This is a genomic window from Bacteroides congonensis (assembly GCF_900130125.1).
GTDB lineage: Bacteria > Bacteroidota > Bacteroidia > Bacteroidales > Bacteroidaceae > Bacteroides > Bacteroides congonensis.
In genome coordinates this window covers 576,738-597,709 of record NZ_FQXY01000011.1, presented here as the reverse complement: position 1 = coordinate 597,709, position 20,972 = coordinate 576,738, and the positions used below count along the sequence as shown (strand labels likewise).

Below are 20,972 nucleotides of genomic sequence, written 5' to 3'. Positions count from 1 at the left end.
TAATCTAAAATGCAAAAGCATGAGAAAAATTCATTTCTTTGACAAGAAACGATATCTGAAGTATATCGTACTGCTGTTGCTTTTTTACCCGCTCAACATTTTAGGAGCGCAAGGAGTAATCTCAGTAAAAGGGCAGGCAATGAGTATCAAACAAGCTATTCAGCTAATTGAAAAAAACAGTAACTACACGTTTTTCTACAATGCTGCAGACTTGAAAAACACAACCAACAAAAATTTCAATTGTGAAGGCTCCATTGAAGAAGTTCTGAAAGAAGTATTCAATGGCAGCGGAATTACCTACATGATCAAAGGAAACGAGATCATACTGAAAGTAAACAAAGAAGAGAGCACCCAACAGCAACCTAAAAAGAAGCGTAGTGTTACGGGTACGGTGGTGGATGCCGAAAATGGCGATCCGGTCATCGGTGCCACCGTTGTGGTGAAAGGACAGAAAGACGGAGTCATTACCGACCTGGACGGTAATTTCACCATCTCGGTCAGCGGCTCAAGGGTACAACTGGAATTCAGTTACATCGGCTACAAGAAAAAGACAGTCGATGTGGGTGACCTCGGTGTCATCAATGTAAAGATGGAATCGGACAACCAGTTGTTGAGTGAAGTAGTGGTAGTAGGTGCCGGTACACAGAAAAAGGTCAGCGTCACAGGTTCAATCACCAGTGTGAAAGGTATGACTTTGAAAGCCCCCAGTTCATCATTAACTTCTTCTTTTGCCGGTAAACTTTCCGGAGTTATCGCAATGACAAAGTCCGGTGAGCCCGGAGCAGCTTCAGAATTCTATATCCGTGGCGTAAGTACTTTCGGTGGACGTGCCACTCCGTTGATTCTGCTCGACGATGTAGAAATATCTACTTCCGACCTGAATAACCTTCCTGCTGAAACCATTGAAAGTTTCTCTATCCTGAAAGATGCTTCCGCAACCGCCATTTATGGTGCACGCGGTGCAAACGGTGTCATGCTGATCACCACCAAGACAGGTAAAGAAAACGAGAAGACACGTATCAACGTAACTCTCGAAAATTCTTTCAACAAGCCGATGAATATGCCGAAATTTGTAGACGGAGCTACATGGATGGAACTCTACAATGAAGCACAAATTACCCGTAACCCACAAGCTACCCCCAAATACACCCAACAAGCTATCGACAACACACGCAACCATATAAACCCCTATGTATATCCGGATGTAGACTGGCAAGACATGATTTTCAAAAACATGAATATGAACCAACGTGTAAATGTCAATATCTCCGGCGGTGGTAGCAAGGCGTCTTATTATATGAGCTTACAAGCCAATCACGACACTGGTCTGCTGAATACCAAGAAAGTATATTCCTATGATAATAATATCAATAACTGGGGATATAACTTCCAGAACAACATTTCATACAAAGTCACTCCGACCACAAAAATTGACCTGCACATGAATGCGCAGATCCGCAACCAGAAAGGGCCCAACTATAGTACCTCCAGTCTGTTTGCCATGATGTTGTCTACCAACCCTGTATATTTCCCCGCCACCTTCCCCGCACAAGAAGGAGACACGCACATCCGTTTCGGTAATGCACGCTGGGCAGGTTCAAGTTTGCGTACCAACCCCTACGCATATATGTTGAGTTCATTTAAAGAAAACAACGAGAACACATTAAATACTTCTCTGAAAATCAACCAGAAACTGGACTTCGTCACCAAAGGGTTGAGTATCCAGGCTATGGTGAACTGGAAGAACTGGTCATCATCCAGTTACAATCGTAGCATCAATCCTTATTACTATGGAGTGAAAGCCGGCAGCTACAATCCAGCTAACCCGACAGACTACGAAATGGAAGCGTTGAACACCAACGGGACTGACTATCTGGCAACTTCCGCAATAGGCAAATCTTCCGACCAGACATTTTATATGGATGCCCGTCTGAACTACGACCGCCAGTTCAGTTTACATCATATCACAGGTATGTTGATGTACATGCAGCGTGAATACCGCAGTGATGTACTACCACAACGCAACCAAGGTATCTCCGGACGTTTCACTTATGACTACGGTCAACGCTACCTTGTTGAATTAAACTTCGGTTACAACGGTACCGAACGTCTGGCTAAGAAAAGCCGCTTCGAATTCTTCCCTGCCATTTCATTAGGTTGGGTAATCAGTAACGAACAATTCTTTGAACCCATGACCGATATGATCGACAATCTGAAAATCAGAGGTTCTTACGGTCTGGTTGGTAGTGACGAAACCGGTATGGGTGCCGGAGCACAACACTTCCTTTACATCGATCAAGTATATCTCAACAATATCGGCTTCACCACAGGTGTAGATATGAATTACACCCTAAGCGGACCGCAAATGATTACATATGCCGTGCAGAATGCAAGCTGGGAACGCGTGAAGAAACTCGACATCGGTCTTGACCTCGAACTGTTCCGCCAACTCACCATTACTGCCGACTACTTCAAAGAACGCCGTTACAACATCTTGCTGAACCGGGAAGCATGGCCGGAATCACTGGCATACTACACCGCAAAACCGTGGAGCAATAAAGGTAAGGTAGACAACTGGGGACTCGAACTAAGTGTCAACTGGCACAAAGAAATCATCAAAGACCTCTTTGTCGATTTCCGCGGAAACTTCACTTATACGGAAAACAAATATGTCGATTTGGATGAACCTGTTTATCCGTACGTATGGAAAACATCTACCGGAAAGCCACTTAGCCGCACTACCGGTTATGTCGCAGAAGGATTGTTCAAAAGTCAGGAAGAAATAGACAACAGTCCCGAACAGAATTTGGGTAGTGTGGTGAAACCCGGTGATATCAAATACCGTGACATCAACGGTGACGGTAAGATTGATGACAACGACCAGGTGATGCTTTCACCTTATGGCACAACCCCGCGTATCCAGTATGGTCTGGGTATGAACATTACCTATAAGAAGTTCGACTTCGGAGTATTCTTCAACGGTTCCGCCAAGCGTAAAATCATGGTCAGCGGTGTCACACCGTTCGGAGAAAGCGACTATAACGTGATGCAATTCATCGCTGACGAACGTTGGACGGAAGCTAACCCGAACCCGAACGCTACTTATCCACGTCTGGGATTGGTCGGTTCGCAGACAGCCAATAACAACGTAGCCAGTTCATACTGGATGCGCAACGGTAACTTCCTGCGTTTCAAAACATTGGAGCTCGGATACAGTTTCAGATACGGTCGTGTCTATCTCAGTGGCGACAATTTAGCTGTTTTCAGCCCGTTCAAGCTTTGGGATCCAGAACTCTCTTACAATTCTTACCCGTTGCAACGCACATTCAACGTCGGCGTACAACTTAATTTCTAAACAGTAACTTTAAATTTTATACTCACATATATGAGACTGAAAGATACATTAACCAAAATAGGCGGAATGCTCGCGATAGCAGCTTGCTGTCTTACATCTTGTGACTATCTGGACGTTGTTCCTCCCGAACAAGCCGGACTGAAAGATGCCACTAAAACGCCGGAATCGACTAAAGGTTTCTTATATTCCTGCTATGCCGGTATTAAAGACTTCTTCCCCTGGCAATATACAGGAGTAGAAGCATCAACAGATGAATATGCCTTGCCTCCACTATGGAGCCACGACGGACAGAAGGTGGCATGGGGGCTCGCTACGCCCGGCAATGCCTCTGCATGGAAATGGGGTACGTTCTACCGCTATATCGGCCAGTGCCATTTGTTCCTCTCGCAATTGGAGAACGCACAAGGCATATCCGACGTGCTGAAAAAGGAATGGAGCGCAGAAGCGAATTTCCTAATCGCCTACTATCACTACCGCTTGCTGGAGTATTACGGCCCGATTCCCATCACCGACTCATATATCGATATGGATACGCCTTCCAACGAATATAACGGTCGTTCACACTTCGACTATGTAGTGAGCTGGATTTGCATGAAGCTCGACAAAGCGGCAGAAGACCTTCCGGCATCCCGTGTGGGAGACGAATGGGGACGTGCCACTTCTACCATAGCCAAAGCTATCAAGGCTCGTATACTGCTCTATGCGGCTTCTCCGCTATGGAACGGTCAATTCCCTTTCCCCGAATGGAAAAATGAAAAATATACTACACCGGGATATGGATATGAACTCGTGAGCAGGACTTACGACCCTGATAAATGGGAACGCGCACTGACCGCTTGTAAAGATGCATTGGAATGGGCGGAAGGCGACGGTGGAAACGCACTAATGGGTATTACTGCCTGTGATAATCTGATCAGTAATGACCAGCTAGGTGATCCTTTCAAGAAATTGAAAGCACCGGTAGACAATGACGCATTTACAGACGAATTCAAGAAACGTATCATGCTGATGCGTTACATCGTAACGACACGCTACTCTGACGGAAACAAGGAAATGATTTGGGGAGTGGCAGGAACGGATACTTACAACCAAAAATTGGCTTGCTTGCCCCTGCATTGCAGTAAACAGAACAATGGTACTTACTGGAACGACGGATATAGCGGCATATCACCCTACCTCAATGCCGTAGAAAAATTCTATACGAAAGACGGTATCTTACCTCGCATCGCTGCCGAACAAGGCACTTTTGCGGCAGAAGATACATGGTATGAGCCTTACAAGGGCGACATCATTCGTCTTAACTCCAACCGCGAACCCCGTTTTTATGCGTGGATTGCATTTGACGGCGACCAGTATGCTGTGAAGTTAAACAACGGCGAACCATTGGAAATCAATCTGAAGGATCCTGCCAAGCAAGGAAAAAGCGTCACAGGTAACAGTGCACGTAACTACTGCGTAACCGGTTATCTCTGCAAGAAATTCATCCGTCCGAACACTAACTGGACACAGTACGGAAACCTTGACCAGAAAGATTATCCCGCTACGCTCATCCGTCTGGCGGAACTTTATCTGAACCTGGCAGAATGTTATGCGTCCAAAGACAATCCGGATGAAACCAGCGCATTGAAGTATTTGAATGTGATTCGCCGCCGTGCCGGTATTCCTGAATTGACACACGAAATAATCGAAGCATCAGGAATGTCCTTAGTAGAATGGGTACGCAACGAACGTTTTATTGAATTGTATGGTGAAGGTCACCGCTACTATGATGCCCGTCGTTGGATGACCGCTCCGCAAGCGTTTGCTGCCGGTGTACGCAAAGGACTCAATATAGAAAAGTTGGAAAATCCTTCTTTCGAAGAATTGAACCAACCTGTTGCCGTACAACAGGATTTCAAATGGGAGAATCGTATGTATCTGGCTCCGGTATTCGTGAACGAAGTGTATAAAAACACACAGATGGTTCAAGCACCGGAATATTAATCTTAAACAAGTATACAAATATGAAGAAATTAATATATTCATTCCTTTTCTTGGGAGCAATCACTGCACTCGGAGGCTGTAAGGAAGACAGCTACGAAGACTTGATCCCTGAGCAATATGACAAAATTCTCTATCTGAAAACCTATGGTCAACAGACTATAGAGCTCTTTGACGACGGATCACAGGTAGACTATTCACTGACTGTCGTAAAAACCGGAAGTAACCCGGCGGCTACCGCACAGGCACAAGTAAAAATCATGTCGCAAGCTGAAGTTGACAAAGACGCACGTTACCAAGGAAATAATTACAAGGTACTATCATCTGCTTGTTATACTTACAAGTCTGAACCACTCGAACTTACTTCTGCCGACGCTTATAAACAGGTGAAGATGAAATTGTCTCCTGCCAAAATTTTGGAGGAAATAGCCGAAACAAAGGACGAAAATCCCAATTATGTGTATATCATTCCTTTCCGTCTCAGCAGTCCGAACGACCAAGTCAACCAAGACAAAAAAGATTTGATATTGAAACTGAATGTCACCAAGTTGAGCATTTATTTCAAGAAAGGAAGTCAAATGGTTAATTTGAACACTGTAACAGGAGACGAATGGGCGTTTGAAGCAGGAATGGCTATGGTATCAGGCGTACAGAATACGTGGAATTTCACCGCTCAAATAGAAGTAGACCGAAGCGATGAGGCATTAAATGCATATAACACAGCTAATGGCACCGCTTACCTGATGACTCCCGAAGCGGCAATCGTAAATATCAATGAAGGTGTATTCGAAGCAGGTAATAACGAAGCTGCGGCTGCGATAAGAATCAAACGAGCCGGATTAGCCAAAGGATATACTTATCTAGTTCCTTTGAAACTTAAACCTATCACAGAAATAGAAACGATTTCTGTTAGTGAGAAGTTGCATTATATAATATTGGAATATCCGCTAGATCCGGAAGCTGACAGAATTGAATTGACAACAGAAAGCTTCTTCGATGTGTATGGTTGGCATATCAGTAATGATTATGGCAATTTGATTGACAATAATAATGAGACTCATTTTGAAACTCAGTATTGGGCAATTACCGGAAATACAACTTATGGTACTCCATTAGATGTTAGAATAGGCAAAGAGGTACACTCCGTCATGTTTGAATACATAACCAGAGGAGGTGGTAATACCAATCCACAAGATATATCACTCTGGGCTTCCAACGATGATGAAGTTACAACAAATAGCGAATCCGCTACATGGTTCAAACTAGGTGATGTTTCAGGTGTTCCAGCACGATATGAAGCACACAAAAAATACTCATCCAAAGTGTTTGTTTCCTCCCAGCCATTTAAATATATAAGAATAGCCGTTAAAACAGGAAATGAACCGGTAGACGGAACAGGCACTGCAGGCGGTTGCTGGGGTATGGCCGAACTTAAAATATGGGCAAATTAAAATTAACCATTAAAGTCAACTATTTATGAAACATATATACAATTATCTGACTTTCCTCTTATGTCTCTTTACCATGACCGTTTACACCGGCTGTAAAGACGACGAAGAAGAACTTGTAGCCAAGCAATTTGAAATTGACGGAAGCGAACTGAACAAAGAAATCGACTTCCGCAGCACAACAATCTCAATACCCGTAAAGACTAACATGCGTGTAAGTGAGTGGTCTGTAAATTCCAATCAGAAATGGGTAACTGCATTCCAGCAAAAAGATGAAATAATTTTATCTGTTCTGGACAGCAAATTGACAAACGAACGTACTGCCAAAGTCACTGTCACATCAGAAGTTGTTGATGCCAACTATACTATTACCCTGACACAATATGGTATTAATGACGTTCAGTTTAAGAATGACACCAGAGTTCCTATCATCAGCGCTATCGCAGACGCAAGTCAAGGAGAAGGCTGGAACATCGAAAAAACATTCGATGGAGTAAAGGACCCTGCCCTGACACAACCTGACGGAAATCATTTCCACTCGCCATGGGGAGAAACCAACTTCCCATTCCACATTACATACACTGTTGATCCCAATAAGCAGATTGACTACTTTATCTATTATCCGAGAAATGGAAATGGAAACTTCGGGGAGTTCAGCGTCAGTGTACTACCTGCCGGCAAAGCGGACAACGAACAAAATTATGTGGATGTCGGAAGCTTTGACTTCAAGTTTGCCGGAGGTACAATCAATGGAATTAGCGGTATTCTGACTAAAGGTATTATAGCTGATAAAGTAAAATTCACAATTCAAAGTGGATTAGGAGGCTTTGTAAGTTGCGGGGAAATGGAATTCTATGAAAAGACTAACTATCGCGACATGAATGCTCCTATACTGAATGTCTTTACAGACCTTACTTGTTCTGAGCTGAAACCCGACGTTACCAATGAAGCAATCGAAGCATTGACCAGCAATACCCTGAAACGCGTAGCTAAAGCACTCCAAAACAATACGTACGATGAATGGGAGAAAAATTTCCGTATCCGGGAGTATGAAGCATATAGCAACAATAATTATTGGGCTAACCGCATACAGACTAAGAAATATTCAGATTTGGATAACCCGACGGGTATCTATGTGAAAAAGGACGAGGAACTGATGGTTTTGGTCGGTGCAATACCTGAAGGACAGCAAGTTTCACTGCAATGTATATGGGAAGAGGGTGGAGTCAAGCAAGACTTCGACCATCAGGACCCGAACGCGCAAAACTACGTACAAACAGCAGCCAGCGGAGATAAATACTCATTAGTAGAGGGCGTGAATATGTTGAAGATGAATGGACAAGGACAGCTCTTTATCATGTACAATGTGCAAGGAGAAGGATTGAAGCAGAATCCGGCTCCGGTCAAAATCCATATTCCACTGGGACGTGGTATTGTCAATGGTTTCTTCGACCTGAAAGAGCATAAGACGGATGCCAAATATGCGGAATTGTTGAGCAAAGCAACCCACAAATATTTCTGTGTGCGCGGCGAACGGATGATGTTCTACTTCCACCGTCTCAAAATGCTGGATGCAGCGCCTACAGAAATCTTGTCTGCAATTCATCTTTGGGATGATATTCTGAAATGGGAACAGGAAATGAGTGGGGTTGAGAAATACCGTCAAGACGGATATTACAATAACCATATGTTTTCCATATCTCCGGAAGGAAGCTACATGTGGGCATCAGACTACCGCGTAGCTTTCGTTTACACCTACCTGAAAAACATTCTGCTCTATGACAACGTAATGGCAGCAGAAGATAACGCATGGGGACCGGCACACGAAATGGGACACGTTCATCAATATGCCATCAACTGGCCGGGTTCTACGGAATCAAGCAACAACTTGTTCTCCAACTACGTCATCTACCGTCTAGGCAAGTACAAATCACGTGGACGCGGTCTGGACTATATGGCAAAATCGGTTTATGGAGACGGACGCGCATGGTATAATATGGGCAGTTCTACACACCAAAACGAAGATACCGAGGTGCATATGCGTATGAACTGGCAACTTTGGATATATTACGAATTATGTAAGGGAACTGCAGAGAATCCGACTATTTGGCCGAGAATATTTGAAATCATGCGTACAACATACAAGAATATTCCGGAAAGCGACCCGGGCAGACGTCAAATGGCATTTGTAAAAGCGGTATGTGATGCCACACAGGAAGACTTGACGGAATTCTTCGAAACATGGGGATTCTTCAAACCTGTAAGTGAATCTATCAATCAGTATGGTACGTTTGAATATACGGTTAGCAAATCTATGATCGCAGAAACCAAGCAGTATATCAAGAACAAAAATTATCCGAAAGCCGCTCCGATCCAGTATATCGAAGACCGTAAGCAGGAATTCTTCCCTGAAGGTGATTATCGCTTCAAGGAGGTAGGTAATGTAGGTTACTATACTACATTCAAAGATAATGTAAAGATAAGCAAGACTCCGACTTACACAGAAAAAGCTTCCACACAAGGAAAAGCAATCAGTGTCAGCAACGGAGAACAAGCGGTAGCCTTTGAAGTTAGAAAACAAGAAACCGGCAGCAACGGGGAAAAGATTATGGGTGATGTGGTTTACTTCTCCAATTCTTTCGAATTCTTTGTTCCGCGCACCGTCTCTATAGCAGGTTGCGGCATTTACGCCGTACAAGCAGACGGAGCACGCATACTGATGGAAAAGAAGTAAGTTAATCACTATAAAGAGAGGAAATACTACAAAAACTATTTATACGATATTGTTATATCATAATAGATAGACTTTTGTGGTATTTCCTCTTCTTTTATCAACCGCTAACATATTAATGACATGAAAAACATAACTACGAACTTATTAAGTATTTTTCTCTGCGGAAGTATACTTCACGCCTGTTCTTCCAGCGATAAAACACTGATTCCACCTTCTCCCAATTTTGAAGAGGAAGAAATTAAAGAGATAACACTCCCCGAGGATATCCAAATTATCCCGGTCGGTGGAAAAGCCAGTGAATGCCAACCGGGTTCTGACATAGACAAATCTTATGACGGTAAATTTACTATAGGAACCTCCGAATCCCATTACCATAGCTCATGGAGCAACACCTCCTTCCCGGTTACTTTGGAGTATTTCTTCAAAGGAGATATGGAAATCAATTACTTTATCTATTATACCCGCTCCGGCAATGGTAATTTTGGTGAAGTAGAAGTGTATACCTCTACCGACTCCGCCAGAAAGAATTATACATTACAAGGAACTTATGACTTCAAAATGAAGAATGATCCGAGTAGGATCGTTTTCAAGGAAGGCATAAAAGCTACAGGAGTAAAATTCGTTGTAAAAAGCGGGCTTGGCAACTTTGTAAGTTGCGATGAAATGCATTTTTTCCAGAAAAATACAGACAAGACATTAGAAGGCAAATTGCTGACTGTATTTAAAGATATTACTTGCAGCGAATTGAAGCCTGATGTTACAGATAAAGAAATCAATAAGTTACCCAACAAATATTTCATACATATAGCCGAAGCGCTAAAAAATGATTCTTATGACGAATGGGAGAAAGAATTCCGTATCCGCAAATACAATGCCTATAGCAATGTCAACGAATGGGCGGAAAAGTTAATGACCAAGCATTACAGCAGCCTGGACAACCTAACCGGAATTGCTGTGGAAAAAGACAATGAAATTATCGTTCTCGTCGGCGACACTTATGGACGCGAAGTTTCACTACAATGTGTGGGAGAAGAAAAAACAAACTTTGGGGAAGCAAAGGAATATGTACAGACTGCCGCTTCGGGGGATGTTTATTACCTGGAACCGGGCATCAACAAGTTCAAAATGCGTAACAAAGGACAATTGTTTGTCATGTACAACTGTGACCTGACCAGTAATCCGAAACCGATAAAAATACATATCCCGTTAGGGAGCGGAACGGTCAGCGGCTTTTTTGACCTGAAAGAACATAAGACAGATGCCAAATATGCAGAGTTGTTATCCAAAGCCACAGACAAGTATTTCGGGGTGCGTGGTGATAAGATTATCTTTTATTTCCACCGAGATAAACTTCGCGAATTCGTAAAAGATGAAATATTATCCGCCATCAACCTGTGGGACAACATCATCGGTTGGGAACAGGAGTTGATGGGTATTGAAGATGTGCGGCCCGCTCAGGTAAACAATCATTTGTTTGCTATTTCACCCGAAGGCGCTTATATGTGGGCATCAGATTATCGCATCGCATTTGTATATACCTACCTGCAGAATATCCTGTTATATGATAATGTAATGAGTGCCAAAGACAATGCTTGGGGACCCGCACATGAAATCGGGCATATTCACCAACTGGCAATTGACTGGCCGAGTTCCACCGAATCATCCAATAATCTGTTTTCAAACTTCATCCTATATAAACTAGGTAAATATTGCTCTCGTGGCACGGAATTAAATCTCCCCAAAGCAGCAGACAACCGTACTACCGACTCTAACGGAAATATTACGAAAATGACCCTTTCGGAAGCCCATTGTGTACTCAACCGCCCTTGGTGCAACTTCGGCAGCAATTATCAGGGAGAAAATACAGAACTACATATGCGTATGAACTGGCAGCTATGGAACTACTATCACCGCTGCGGACACAAACCTGATTTCTGGCAAAGGTTGTTCAAACTCATGCGCGAAAATCGTACTGCTTCCAATAATCCGGGAGTCAAACAACTTCTGTTTGCCCGGATGGCCTGTGAAGCGGCACAGGAAGACCTGACCGAGTTTTTTGAAATGTGGGGATTCTTTGTACCGGTAGATACACAATTAGACCAATATGGCAGCTACCAATATACCGTGACGGAGAATATGATTAAGGAAACCAAACAAGCTATGGCTAAATATCCGAAGAAAGCCAAGCCGTTCTACTATCTGGAAGACCGGAAAGCAGGTGATGAGGGACTGGACACTACTCCACCGGATGTGGGTTACTACACGCAGTTCCAAACGATACGACCTATCACTAAAGATATAAAAGGACATATCAACGGACGGGAAGTGACTATCACCAACGGAGATGAAGCAGTAGCCTTCGAACTCAGGGAAAAAGACGCTAATGGAAAACTACTCTATTTTTCTACTTTCACCAAGTTCGAGATTCCACTGGCGGTATCGCTGACGTATGCCAAGTTATACGCTGTACAGGCTGATGGAAAACGTATTAATTTGGAAGAATGAGTTATCCGGATACAAATGATTGCATTCATGCGAAAAGTTAAGTAATACAAAAAGATGACTTATATCCTAGGAGAATGCTTTAGTAACGTGTCTTATATTTGAATACGTTCAAAGAATAACCGTAAACTCAAATATTAAGAAATGCTAAATAAATCGTTATATCATAGGGGAGTACCCTTTACGATGTGTATTTATGTCGTATATAAGAAATATCACCGTCATAACTCAAACACATTAAGCCAAGATGAAACCAATGAGAAAAGTAGAACTCATTTTCTACCCGAAATATGAATTTATAGTAAAAATATCTGTGACAAACATACAGAATTGACTATTAATTACTACTTTTGACAACTAAATGAAAAACGACAAATAACCCCCTATTAAAAACATAAAATTATGATGAAAAAGCTATTTACAGTCGCAGCTATCGGTCTTACTTTGTTAACCTGCCATACAAGCTGCACATCTCCGCAAAAAGCTCAGGAAGCTTTTGCACCGATCAAAGTAGAAACCCCTGCCCGCCCTGCCGGTCAAGAGGATGTAATCCAACTTGTTGCTCCCAAAATTGATACCGTACGTGTCGGTTTCATCGGATTGGGAATGCGTGGTCCCGGTGCTGTGGCACGATGGACGCATATCCCGGGAACTAAAATTGTCGCTTTATGCGATCTGACTCCTGAACGTGTAGAAAAATCACAGGAAATTTTGAAAAATGCAGGACTGCCGGAAGCGGCATCTTACAGCGGTTCGGAAGATGCATGGAAAAAACTCTGCGAACAGGATGATATCGACCTTGTATATATAGCAACCGACTGGAAGCACCATGCGGAAATGGGTGTTTATGCCATGGAACACGGCAAGCACGTAGCTATCGAAGTGCCTGCAGCCATGACATTGGATGAAATCTGGCAATTAATCAATACGTCTGAAAAGACCCGTAAGCACTGTATGCAACTTGAAAACTGTGTATATGACTTCTTTGAACTGACTTCTTTGAATATGGCACAGCAAGGTGTCTTCGGAGAAGTGCTCCATGTAGAAGGTTCATATATCCACAATTTGGAAGACTTCTGGGGTGCATACTGGAACAATTGGCGTATGGATTACAACCAAAAGCATCGTGGTGATGTATATGCCACTCACGGCATGGGCCCGGCTTGCCAATTACTTGACATCCACCGTGGCGACCGCATGAAAACTTTAGTGGCAATGGATACAAAAGCTGTTAACGGTCCGGCTTATATCAAAAAACAGACAGGAGAAGAAGTGAAAGACTTCCAGAACGGTGACCAGACTTCAACATTGATCCGCACGGAAAACGGTAAGACTATGTTGATCCAGCACAATGTAATGACTCCGCGTCCATACAGCCGCATGTATCAGATTGTGGGAGCCGACGGTTACGCAAGCAAGTATCCGATTGAAGAATATTGTTTAAGACCTTCACAAGTTGACTCTGACGATGTTCCTAATCACGAAAATCTGAACGCGCACGGTTCCGTACCTGCTGATGTAAGAAAAGCCTTGATGGATAAATACAAACACCCGATTCACAAAGAGCTGGAAGAGACTGCCAAGAAAGTAGGTGGTCACGGTGGTATGGACTTTATCATGGATTATCGCCTGGCATACTGCCTGCAGAATGGTCTGCCATTGGATATGGACGTTTACGACCTTGCAGAATGGTGCTGTATGGCTGAGCTTACCCGCCTTTCTATCGAAAACAATTCAGCTCCGGTTGAAGTGCCCGATTTCACCCGCGGCGGATGGAATAAGGTAAAAGGTTACCGTCATGCTTTTGTAAAATAATAAAATAGTATTGTACTTTTTTACACGAACACTGTGAAGCAATCCGGCTTTCCCCCAAAGCCGGATTATTCATAGGTTCGTGTTTGAACATTTTATAGAACATCATAATCACATTTATGAAAACAGCTATTCCAAGGCCTTCCAAGCAAAGCATTATCCGCGAAGCCAAAGATTATGTAATGATTGCCATCGGCATGATTTTATACGGTATCGGCTGGACAGTTTTCCTGCTTCCTAATGATATCACTACCGGGGGAGTACCGGGTATTGCTTCTATCGTATATTGGGCTACCGGCTTCCCTGTGCAATATACGTATTTTACTATCAACTTCTTCCTGCTGTTACTGGCTCTCAAACTCCTCGGTTTGAAATTCTGCATCAAAACTATTTTCGGAGTATTCACCCTGACCTTTTTCTTATCTGTGATACAGAAATTGGCGGCAGGTATCAGCCTTCTTCACGACCAGCCTTTTATGGCATGCGTTATCGGAGCATCCTTCTGTGGCGGTGGCATCGGGGTTGCCTTTTCGGCCAACGGAAGTACCGGCGGTACTGATATTATCGCGGCCATTATCAACAAATACCGGGATATCACACTAGGGAGAGTTGTATTAATTTGTGATATGATTATTATAGTATCCAGTTATTTTGTCTTAAAAGACTGGGAAAAAGTAGTGTATGGATTCGCAACTCTTTATATTTGTAGCTTCGTACTCGATCAGGTAGTGAATAGCGCCCGGCAGTCCGTACAGTTTTTCATTATATCCAATAAATATCAGGAAATAGGAAAACGAATCAACGAATATCCGCACCGGGGAGTTACAATTATCAATGCAACGGGGTTCTACACCGGACGAGAACAGAAAATGATGTTTGTATTGGCCAAGAAACGGGAATCTACCATTATCTTCCGGCTGATTAAAGACATCGACCCGAAAGCTTTTGTATCGCAAAGTGCTGTCATCGGAGTTTACGGAGAAGGATTTGACCATATCAAAGTGAAATAAAAAAGAATGAGAAACCAATATTGAAAAACATGAAATTTCGATCGTACCCCCTCTTATTAACTAACATTTTTATGGGAATATTTTCCCTGGTAACAACCAATGCCATAGCTGATAATGCGAAAAAGCCTTATTGGCAAGATGTGCAGGTAGTAGCAGTCAACAAAGAGTATCCCCGTTCTTCGTTTATGACGTATGACAACCGGGACGATGCCATGAGCGGCAAATTTGAACGGAGCAAATACTACCGGTTACTAAACGGAACATGGAAGTTTTACTTTGTAGATTCTTACAAGAACCTTCCCGCCAACATTACCGACCCGGACACCAGTACGGAATCATGGTATGATATTCAGGTACCCGGCAACTGGGAAGTACAGGGACATGGAGTAGCCATCTATACGAATCACGGCTACGAGTTCAAGGCGCGCAATCCGCAGCCCCCACTCCTACCGGAAGCTAATCCCGTAGGTGTATACCGCCGTGACATCGATATCCCTGCCGACTGGGACGGACGTGATATTTACCTGCATCTGGCAGGAGCCAAGTCAGGCGTATATGTTTATATCAACGGCAAGGAAGTAGGATATAGCGAGGATTCCAAGAATCCTGCCGAATTTCTGATAAACAAATACGTGAAACCGGGCAAGAATGTACTGACCCTGAAAATCTTCCGCTGGAGCACAGGTTCTTATCTTGAATGTCAGGACTTCTGGCGTATCAGCGGTATTGAACGTGATGTGTTTGTCTATTCACAACCTAAAGCTGCCCTTAAGGACTTCAGAGTAACATCAACCTTGGATGACAGTTACAAGAATGGTATTTTCGACCTGAACGCAGACTTGAGGAACCATAAAAAAGAAGCAGCCAATCTTACATTAGTTTACGAGTTATTGGACGCCCAAGGAAAAATTATCGCTACCGAAGAGAAAACAGCTTATATCCCTGCCGATGAAGTACGTACACTCTCTTTCGATAAAAAACTGGCTAACATAAATACATGGACATCGGAACATCCGAACCTGTATAAATTACTGATGACGGTAAAAGAAAACGGAAAAGTAAATGAAATCATTCCTTTCAATGTCGGTTTCCGTCGCATTGAAATCAAACCAATCGAACAGAAAGCTGCTAACGGCAAACCATATGTTTGCTTATTCATCAACGGACAGCCATTGAAACTGAAAGGCGTAAATATCCATGAGCACAATCCGGCAACAGGACACTATGTAACAGAAGAACTGATGCGTCGTGATTTTGAGCTGATGAAACAGCACAACTTAAACAGTGTACGTCTCTGCCACTATCCGCAAGACCGCCGTTTCTACGAACTCTGCGATGAATATGGACTTTATGTATATGATGAGGCTAACATCGAAAGCCACGGAATGTATTATGACCTGCGCAAAGGCGGCTCATTGGGTAACAACCCGGAATGGCTGAAACCACATATGGATCGTACCATTAATATGTTTGAACGCAACAAGAATTATCCCAGTGTAACTTTCTGGTCATTGGGTAATGAAGCCGGAAACGGATATAACTTCTACCAGACGTACCTGTGGGTGAAAGAAGCAGACAAAAATATCATGGCACGCCCTGTAAACTATGAACGTGCGCAATGGGAATGGAACTCCGACATGTATGTTCCCCAATATCCGGGCGCCGACTGGCTGGAGAATATAGGCAAGAACGGCAGCGACCGTCCTATAGCTCCCTCCGAATACGCACACGCTATGGGTAACTCTACGGGAAACCTGTGGGGACAATGGCAGGCTATCTACAAGTATCCCAATCTACAAGGAGGATATATTTGGGACTGGGTGGATCAAGGTATCCTTCAGAAAGACAAGAACGGAAGAGAATATTGGGCTTACGGCGGTGACTTCGGTGTAGATGCGCCTAGTGACGGTAACTTCCTTTGCAACGGTCTTGTAAATCCCGACCGCGGTCCTCATCCGGCAATGGCTGAAGTGAAGTATGTACACCAGAATGTAGGCTTTGAAGCAACAGATGCTGCGTCCGGTAAATTCAAAATTACCAACCGCTTCTACTTTACCAATCTGAAAAAATATCAGATTCATTATAATGTCGTTGCTAACGGTAAGAACATAAGAGGTGGAAAAGTATCCTTGGATATCGCTCCGCAAGCATCCAAAGAGTTTACAGTGCCGGTAAATGGTTTGAAGGCCCAGCCGGGAACTGAATATTTTGTCAACTTCAGTGTGACAACTACAGAACCGGAACCTCTGATTCCTGTGGGATATGAAATTGCATACGACCAGTTCCAGCTTCCTATCCAGGCAGAGAAAGGAACATATAAAGTCAGCGGTCCTGCATTAAGTACATCTACACAAGGAGATGAACTGATAGTGTCGTCTTCAAAAGTGAACTTTGTATTTAACAAGAAAAGTGGATTGGTTACTTCTTACAAAGTAGACGGAACAGAATACTTCAAAGACGGATTTGGAATTCAACCTAACTTCTGGCGTGCTCCCAACGATAATGATTACGGAAACGGCGCTCCCAAACGCCTGCAAGTCTGGAAACAATCAAGTAAGAATTTCCATGTGACGGATGCCGGCATGACTACGGACAATAAAGTCGTTTCATTGAAAGTAACTTATTTATTGGCTGCCGGTAATCTCTATGTCGTTACTTATAAGATTTATCCGAGCGGAGTGGTGAATGTAAACGCCAAATTTACTTCAACAGATATGCAAGCTGCCGAAACAGAAGTTTCCGAAGCTACCCGTACAGCTACCTTCACTCCCGGAAGTGACGCTGCCCGCAAAGCTGCTTCCAAACTGGAAGTTCCCCGTATCGGCGTACGTTTCCGCCTGCCGGCTCAGATGAATAATGTACAGTACTTCGGTCGCGGCCCGGAAGAGAATTATATCGACCGTAATCATGGTACTCTTGTTGGCGTATATAAAACAACAGCAGACAAGATGTATTTCAACTACGTTCGCCCGCAGGAAAACGGACATCGTACGGATACCCGCTGGATTGCCTTGTCACCCGATAAAGGGAACGGACTGGCTATTGTAGCCGACAGTCTTATCGGGTTCAATGCTTTGCGCAACTCCATCGAAGACTTCGACTCGGAAGAAGCTCTGCCCCACCCTTATCAATGGAATAACTTCAGCCCGGAAGAGGTTGCCAATCATGACGAGAAAGCTGCCCGCAACGTATTACGAAGAATGCATCACGTTAATGACATTACTCCAAGAGATTTTGTGGAAGTTTGCGTGGATATGAAGCAACAGGGAGTCGGTGGCTATGACAGTTGGGGAGCACGTCCGGAACCTTTCCATCAAATCCCTGCCAACCGTGAATACAACTGGGGATTCACACTGGTTCCCGTCCGTTCGGCCGGTCAGGCTAATGAAGCAGCCAAATACGATTATCAATAACCTTAGTATAAATTTTAAAGAAAAGACCCATGAAAGATTTATCTAGCATTGTAGCTAAATTCAAAGTCCAAGGCACGGTAGAAGAAATCAAGCCGTTGGGAGCAGGACTTATCAATGACACTTACAAAGTAAACACGAAGGAAGCAGACGCTCCCGACTACGTTTTGCAACGCATCAACCATGCTATCTTTCAGAATGTAGAAATGCTTCAATCTAATATTGCCGCTGTCACAGGACATATACGTAAGAAATTGACAGAAGCGGGAGAATCGGATATTGACCGTAAAGTCCTGTCTTTCGTTGAAACAGAAGAAGGTAAGACTTATTGGTTCGATGGTGACAACTACTGGCGTGTTATGGTATTCATTCCACGTGCCAAGACTTATGAAACTGTAAATCCCGAATATTCAAACTATGCTGGAGAAGCTTTCGGTAACTTCCAGGCTATGCTGGCAGATATTCCTGAAACTTTGGGTGAGACTATCCCCGATTTTCATAATATGGAGTTCCGTTTGAAACAGTTACGCGATGCCGTTGCTGCCAACGCTGCCGGACGAGTAGCAGAGGTGCAATACTTTTTGAATGAAATAGAAAAGCGTGCAGACGAAATGTGCAAAGCGGAACGTCTGTATCGGGAAGGCAAGTTACCGAAACGTGTATGTCATTGCGATACGAAAGTGAACAATATGATGTTCGACGAAGAGGGTAAAGTGCTTTGCGTTATCGATCTGGATACAGTGATGCCTAGCTTTATATTCTCCGATTACGGTGACTTCCTGCGTACAGGAGCCAACACTGGTGATGAGGATGACAAAGACCTCGACCGTGTGAACTTCAACATGGAAATATTCAAGGCATTTACGAAAGGTTATCTGAAAGGTGCCAAGTCATTCCTGACACCGATTGAGATAGAAAATCTTCCTTATGCTGCGGCTTTATTCCCATATATGCAATGCGTACGTTTCCTTGCCGATTATATCAACGGAGATACTTACTACAAGATTAAATATCCGGAACATAATCTGGTTCGCACCAAAGCACAATTCAAATTACTTCAAAGCGTAGAAGCACACACACCGGAAATGGTGTCATTTATCAATGAATGCTTAAAGAGCTAAGAATAAAAAACGGAGAGAGTGGAGAGTTTACTTAGTAAAAGCTCCATTCTCCCAATGATACACAATAGGACGGCGGAGAAACGGTTTCAGTTTTTCCGCCGTTTCTTTTGACATATAGTCAGGAGTAGTAAGTGTAACGGTCAGCTCTGTATTCTCTTTATTGAAATCAGCTTTCATTAAAAGTATATCGGCTGAACGGCTAGCTTCGTTAAAGTCATAGATAGCTGCCGAATCCGGTGTATTCAGAAAATCACTCATTGCAGGCAAACTAATGAACTGTGACTCGGTAAGAGGTTTCCAGTCAGTCGAATAAAAACGAATACTACTATCACAAGCCGGAGCGCAAGCAGTAGAAACCGTACAAATCACGTTCGTTGTATCATTCAATGCCAATACCTTCATCTGCCATGTAGTTTGCGAAGACATTTGCATGCGGATATAGTCTTTTCCAAGTTCAGTCATTTCCGACTTCTTGCCAAAACGGTTTTCTACCTGTGCCTTCATTTTGCTTTCCAGAAAATCCACACAATCCGCCCGATTCACTTTAGTCAATAAGGGACTCAAAGAATCCGGCATATTCACAAACAAGGTTTTAGCTTCTTGTGCCTGAAGGGAAGTCAAGGAAAATAATCCGACAACAGAAAAGAATATAGCGATAAAAAGTGTATTTATTTTCATATCAATCTTATTTAGTCCCCAAATATAAGAATATCATTCCGATTAACACCAGTATAAGGTCAATCGCTTTGCTTTTTAAATTCTTTTCACGGAAGAAAAGGGCTCCGAAAATGAAAGAAACAATGACACTTCCCCGGCGAACCATCGAAACGATGGAAATCATGGAGTCGTCATAGCTTAATGCATAAAAGTAGACAAAGTCTGCCGCCGAAAGAAAAATGGAAATCAGAATGATTGTCCAGTCCCAGCGAAACGGAGTGGTGGACTTTCTTTTCGGCCACCAAAGTAACAGCAAGATAGGACACATGATAAAGACCTGATAGACATTGTACCAGGACTGCACCAACATCGGATTCAGTTGCTTCATCAGATATTTGTCATACAGTCCGCTGATAGCCCCTGTTATCGCTGCCAATACAATAAAGAAGATCCATTTATTATGTTTGAAATCAATTCCTTCTTTCTTTCCCGAACGGCTCAACATAAAGAAAGAAGCGATAGCCAGCATTACACCAATCCATTGGTAGAGATTCAGTCGCTCGCCAAATACAAGCATAGCTCCTACCAGCACCATCACCGGACGAGTAGCATTGATAGGGCCTACGATGGTAATGGGCAGATGCTTCATACCAAAATAACCGAATATCCATGAGGACAATACGATAAACGACTTGATGATAATATATTTATGCTGTTCCCAGCCCGCAACCGGAACATTGAATATCGTTCCATCCAACAAGTCCGGTTGATATGCAGAAAACAGAATAAACGGCAGGAAGATAAGACTTGAAAAGAAAGTGTTTAAAAACAAAACGGGAAGTACCGCATTATCTTTCAGCGATTTCTTCTTGAATACATCATAAAATCCCAGCAAAGTCGCCGAGAGAAATGCTAATAATAACCACATGAGGAGATTTACTAT

Annotated in this window: 11 protein-coding genes; 9 read left to right on the top strand and 2 right to left on the bottom strand. The window is 43.2% G+C overall.

The genetic code is table 11. From position 1 onward, the window contains the following. The first annotated feature begins 19 nt into the window (after positions 1–19). The 9 genes from BQ7997_RS19745 to BQ7997_RS19705 all read left to right on the top strand — a co-directional run bounded on the left by BQ7997_RS19745 (position 20) and on the right by BQ7997_RS19705 (position 19,372). Positions 20–3,355 (top strand): TonB-dependent receptor, encoded by a 3,336-nt coding sequence (locus BQ7997_RS19745; protein ID WP_073347755.1) that lies wholly within the window; start codon positions 20–22, stop codon positions 3,353–3,355. 30 nt (positions 3,356–3,385) lie between these two features. Next, the gene (locus BQ7997_RS19740) at positions 3,386–5,338 is read left to right on the top strand and encodes a RagB/SusD family nutrient uptake outer membrane protein (protein WP_073347754.1); all 1,953 of its coding nucleotides are present in this window, start codon (positions 3,386–3,388) and stop codon (positions 5,336–5,338) included. Between the two features lie 20 nt (positions 5,339–5,358). Next, on the top strand, positions 5,359–6,786 hold the full coding sequence (locus tag BQ7997_RS19735; RefSeq protein ID WP_073347753.1) for a DUF1735 domain-containing protein: 1,428 nt from the start codon (positions 5,359–5,361) through the stop codon (positions 6,784–6,786). Between the two features lie 25 nt (positions 6,787–6,811). Further along, the gene (locus tag BQ7997_RS19730) at positions 6,812–9,517 is read left to right on the top strand and encodes a M60 family metallopeptidase (RefSeq protein ID WP_073347752.1); all 2,706 of its coding nucleotides are present in this window, start codon (positions 6,812–6,814) and stop codon (positions 9,515–9,517) included. 120 nt (positions 9,518–9,637) lie between these two features. Then, positions 9,638–12,022 carry a M60 family metallopeptidase gene (locus BQ7997_RS19725; protein WP_073347751.1) on the top strand — a complete coding sequence of 795 codons (2,385 nt, stop codon included), beginning with the start codon at positions 9,638–9,640 and terminating at the stop codon, positions 12,020–12,022. Between the two features lie 399 nt (positions 12,023–12,421). Continuing rightward, positions 12,422–13,834: a Gfo/Idh/MocA family protein gene (locus BQ7997_RS19720; protein ID WP_394333747.1), complete on the top strand. Its 1,413-nt coding sequence runs from the start codon at positions 12,422–12,424 to the stop codon at positions 13,832–13,834. Between the two features lie 116 nt (positions 13,835–13,950). Further along, a complete protein-coding gene (locus BQ7997_RS19715; RefSeq protein ID WP_022140453.1) occupies positions 13,951–14,841 on the top strand; it encodes a YitT family protein in 891 nt (296 codons plus the stop codon). A gap of 71 nt (positions 14,842–14,912) precedes the next feature. After that, a complete protein-coding gene (locus BQ7997_RS19710) occupies positions 14,913–18,254 on the top strand; it encodes a glycoside hydrolase family 2 TIM barrel-domain containing protein (protein WP_097677840.1) in 3,342 nt (1,113 codons plus the stop codon). Positions 18,255–18,283: 29 nt separating this feature from the next. Beyond that, on the top strand, positions 18,284–19,372 hold the full coding sequence (locus tag BQ7997_RS19705) for a phosphotransferase enzyme family protein (RefSeq protein ID WP_073347749.1): 1,089 nt from the start codon (positions 18,284–18,286) through the stop codon (positions 19,370–19,372). 27 nt (positions 19,373–19,399) lie between these two features. On the opposite strand, the gene BQ7997_RS19700 is transcribed toward BQ7997_RS19705, so the two are convergent. After that, entirely contained in the window at positions 19,400–20,050 is a 651-nt protein-coding gene (locus BQ7997_RS19700) for a DUF3256 family protein (RefSeq protein ID WP_073347748.1), read from the bottom strand. Positions 20,051–20,057: 7 nt separating this feature from the next. After that, a complete protein-coding gene (locus tag BQ7997_RS19695; protein ID WP_073347747.1) occupies positions 20,058–20,957 on the bottom strand; it encodes a DMT family transporter in 900 nt (299 codons plus the stop codon). Positions 20,958–20,972 lie beyond the last annotated feature (15 nt).

Bases quoted from the DNA above. Each gene is read 5' to 3' on its own strand.
- BQ7997_RS19740 (WP_073347754.1), top strand. From the start codon at position 3,386: ATGAGACTGAAAGATACATTAACCAAAATAGGCGGAATGCTCGCGATA.
- BQ7997_RS19745 (WP_073347755.1), top strand. From the start codon at position 20: ATGAGAAAAATTCATTTCTTTGACAAGAAACGATATCTGAAGTATATC.
- BQ7997_RS19730 (WP_073347752.1), top strand. From the start codon at position 6,812: ATGAAACATATATACAATTATCTGACTTTCCTCTTATGTCTCTTTACC.
- BQ7997_RS19735 (WP_073347753.1), top strand. From the start codon at position 5,359: ATGAAGAAATTAATATATTCATTCCTTTTCTTGGGAGCAATCACTGCA.
- BQ7997_RS19700 (WP_073347748.1), bottom strand. From the start codon at position 20,050: ATGAAAATAAATACACTTTTTATCGCTATATTCTTTTCTGTTGTCGGA.
- BQ7997_RS19695 (WP_073347747.1), bottom strand. From the start codon at position 20,957: ATGTGGTTATTATTAGCATTTCTCTCGGCGACTTTGCTGGGATTTTAT.
- BQ7997_RS19705 (WP_073347749.1), top strand. From the start codon at position 18,284: ATGAAAGATTTATCTAGCATTGTAGCTAAATTCAAAGTCCAAGGCACG.
- BQ7997_RS19725 (WP_073347751.1), top strand. From the start codon at position 9,638: ATGAAAAACATAACTACGAACTTATTAAGTATTTTTCTCTGCGGAAGT.
- BQ7997_RS19720 (WP_394333747.1), top strand. From the start codon at position 12,422: ATGATGAAAAAGCTATTTACAGTCGCAGCTATCGGTCTTACTTTGTTA.
- BQ7997_RS19710 (WP_097677840.1), top strand. From the start codon at position 14,913: ATGGGAATATTTTCCCTGGTAACAACCAATGCCATAGCTGATAATGCG.
- BQ7997_RS19715 (WP_022140453.1), top strand. From the start codon at position 13,951: ATGAAAACAGCTATTCCAAGGCCTTCCAAGCAAAGCATTATCCGCGAA.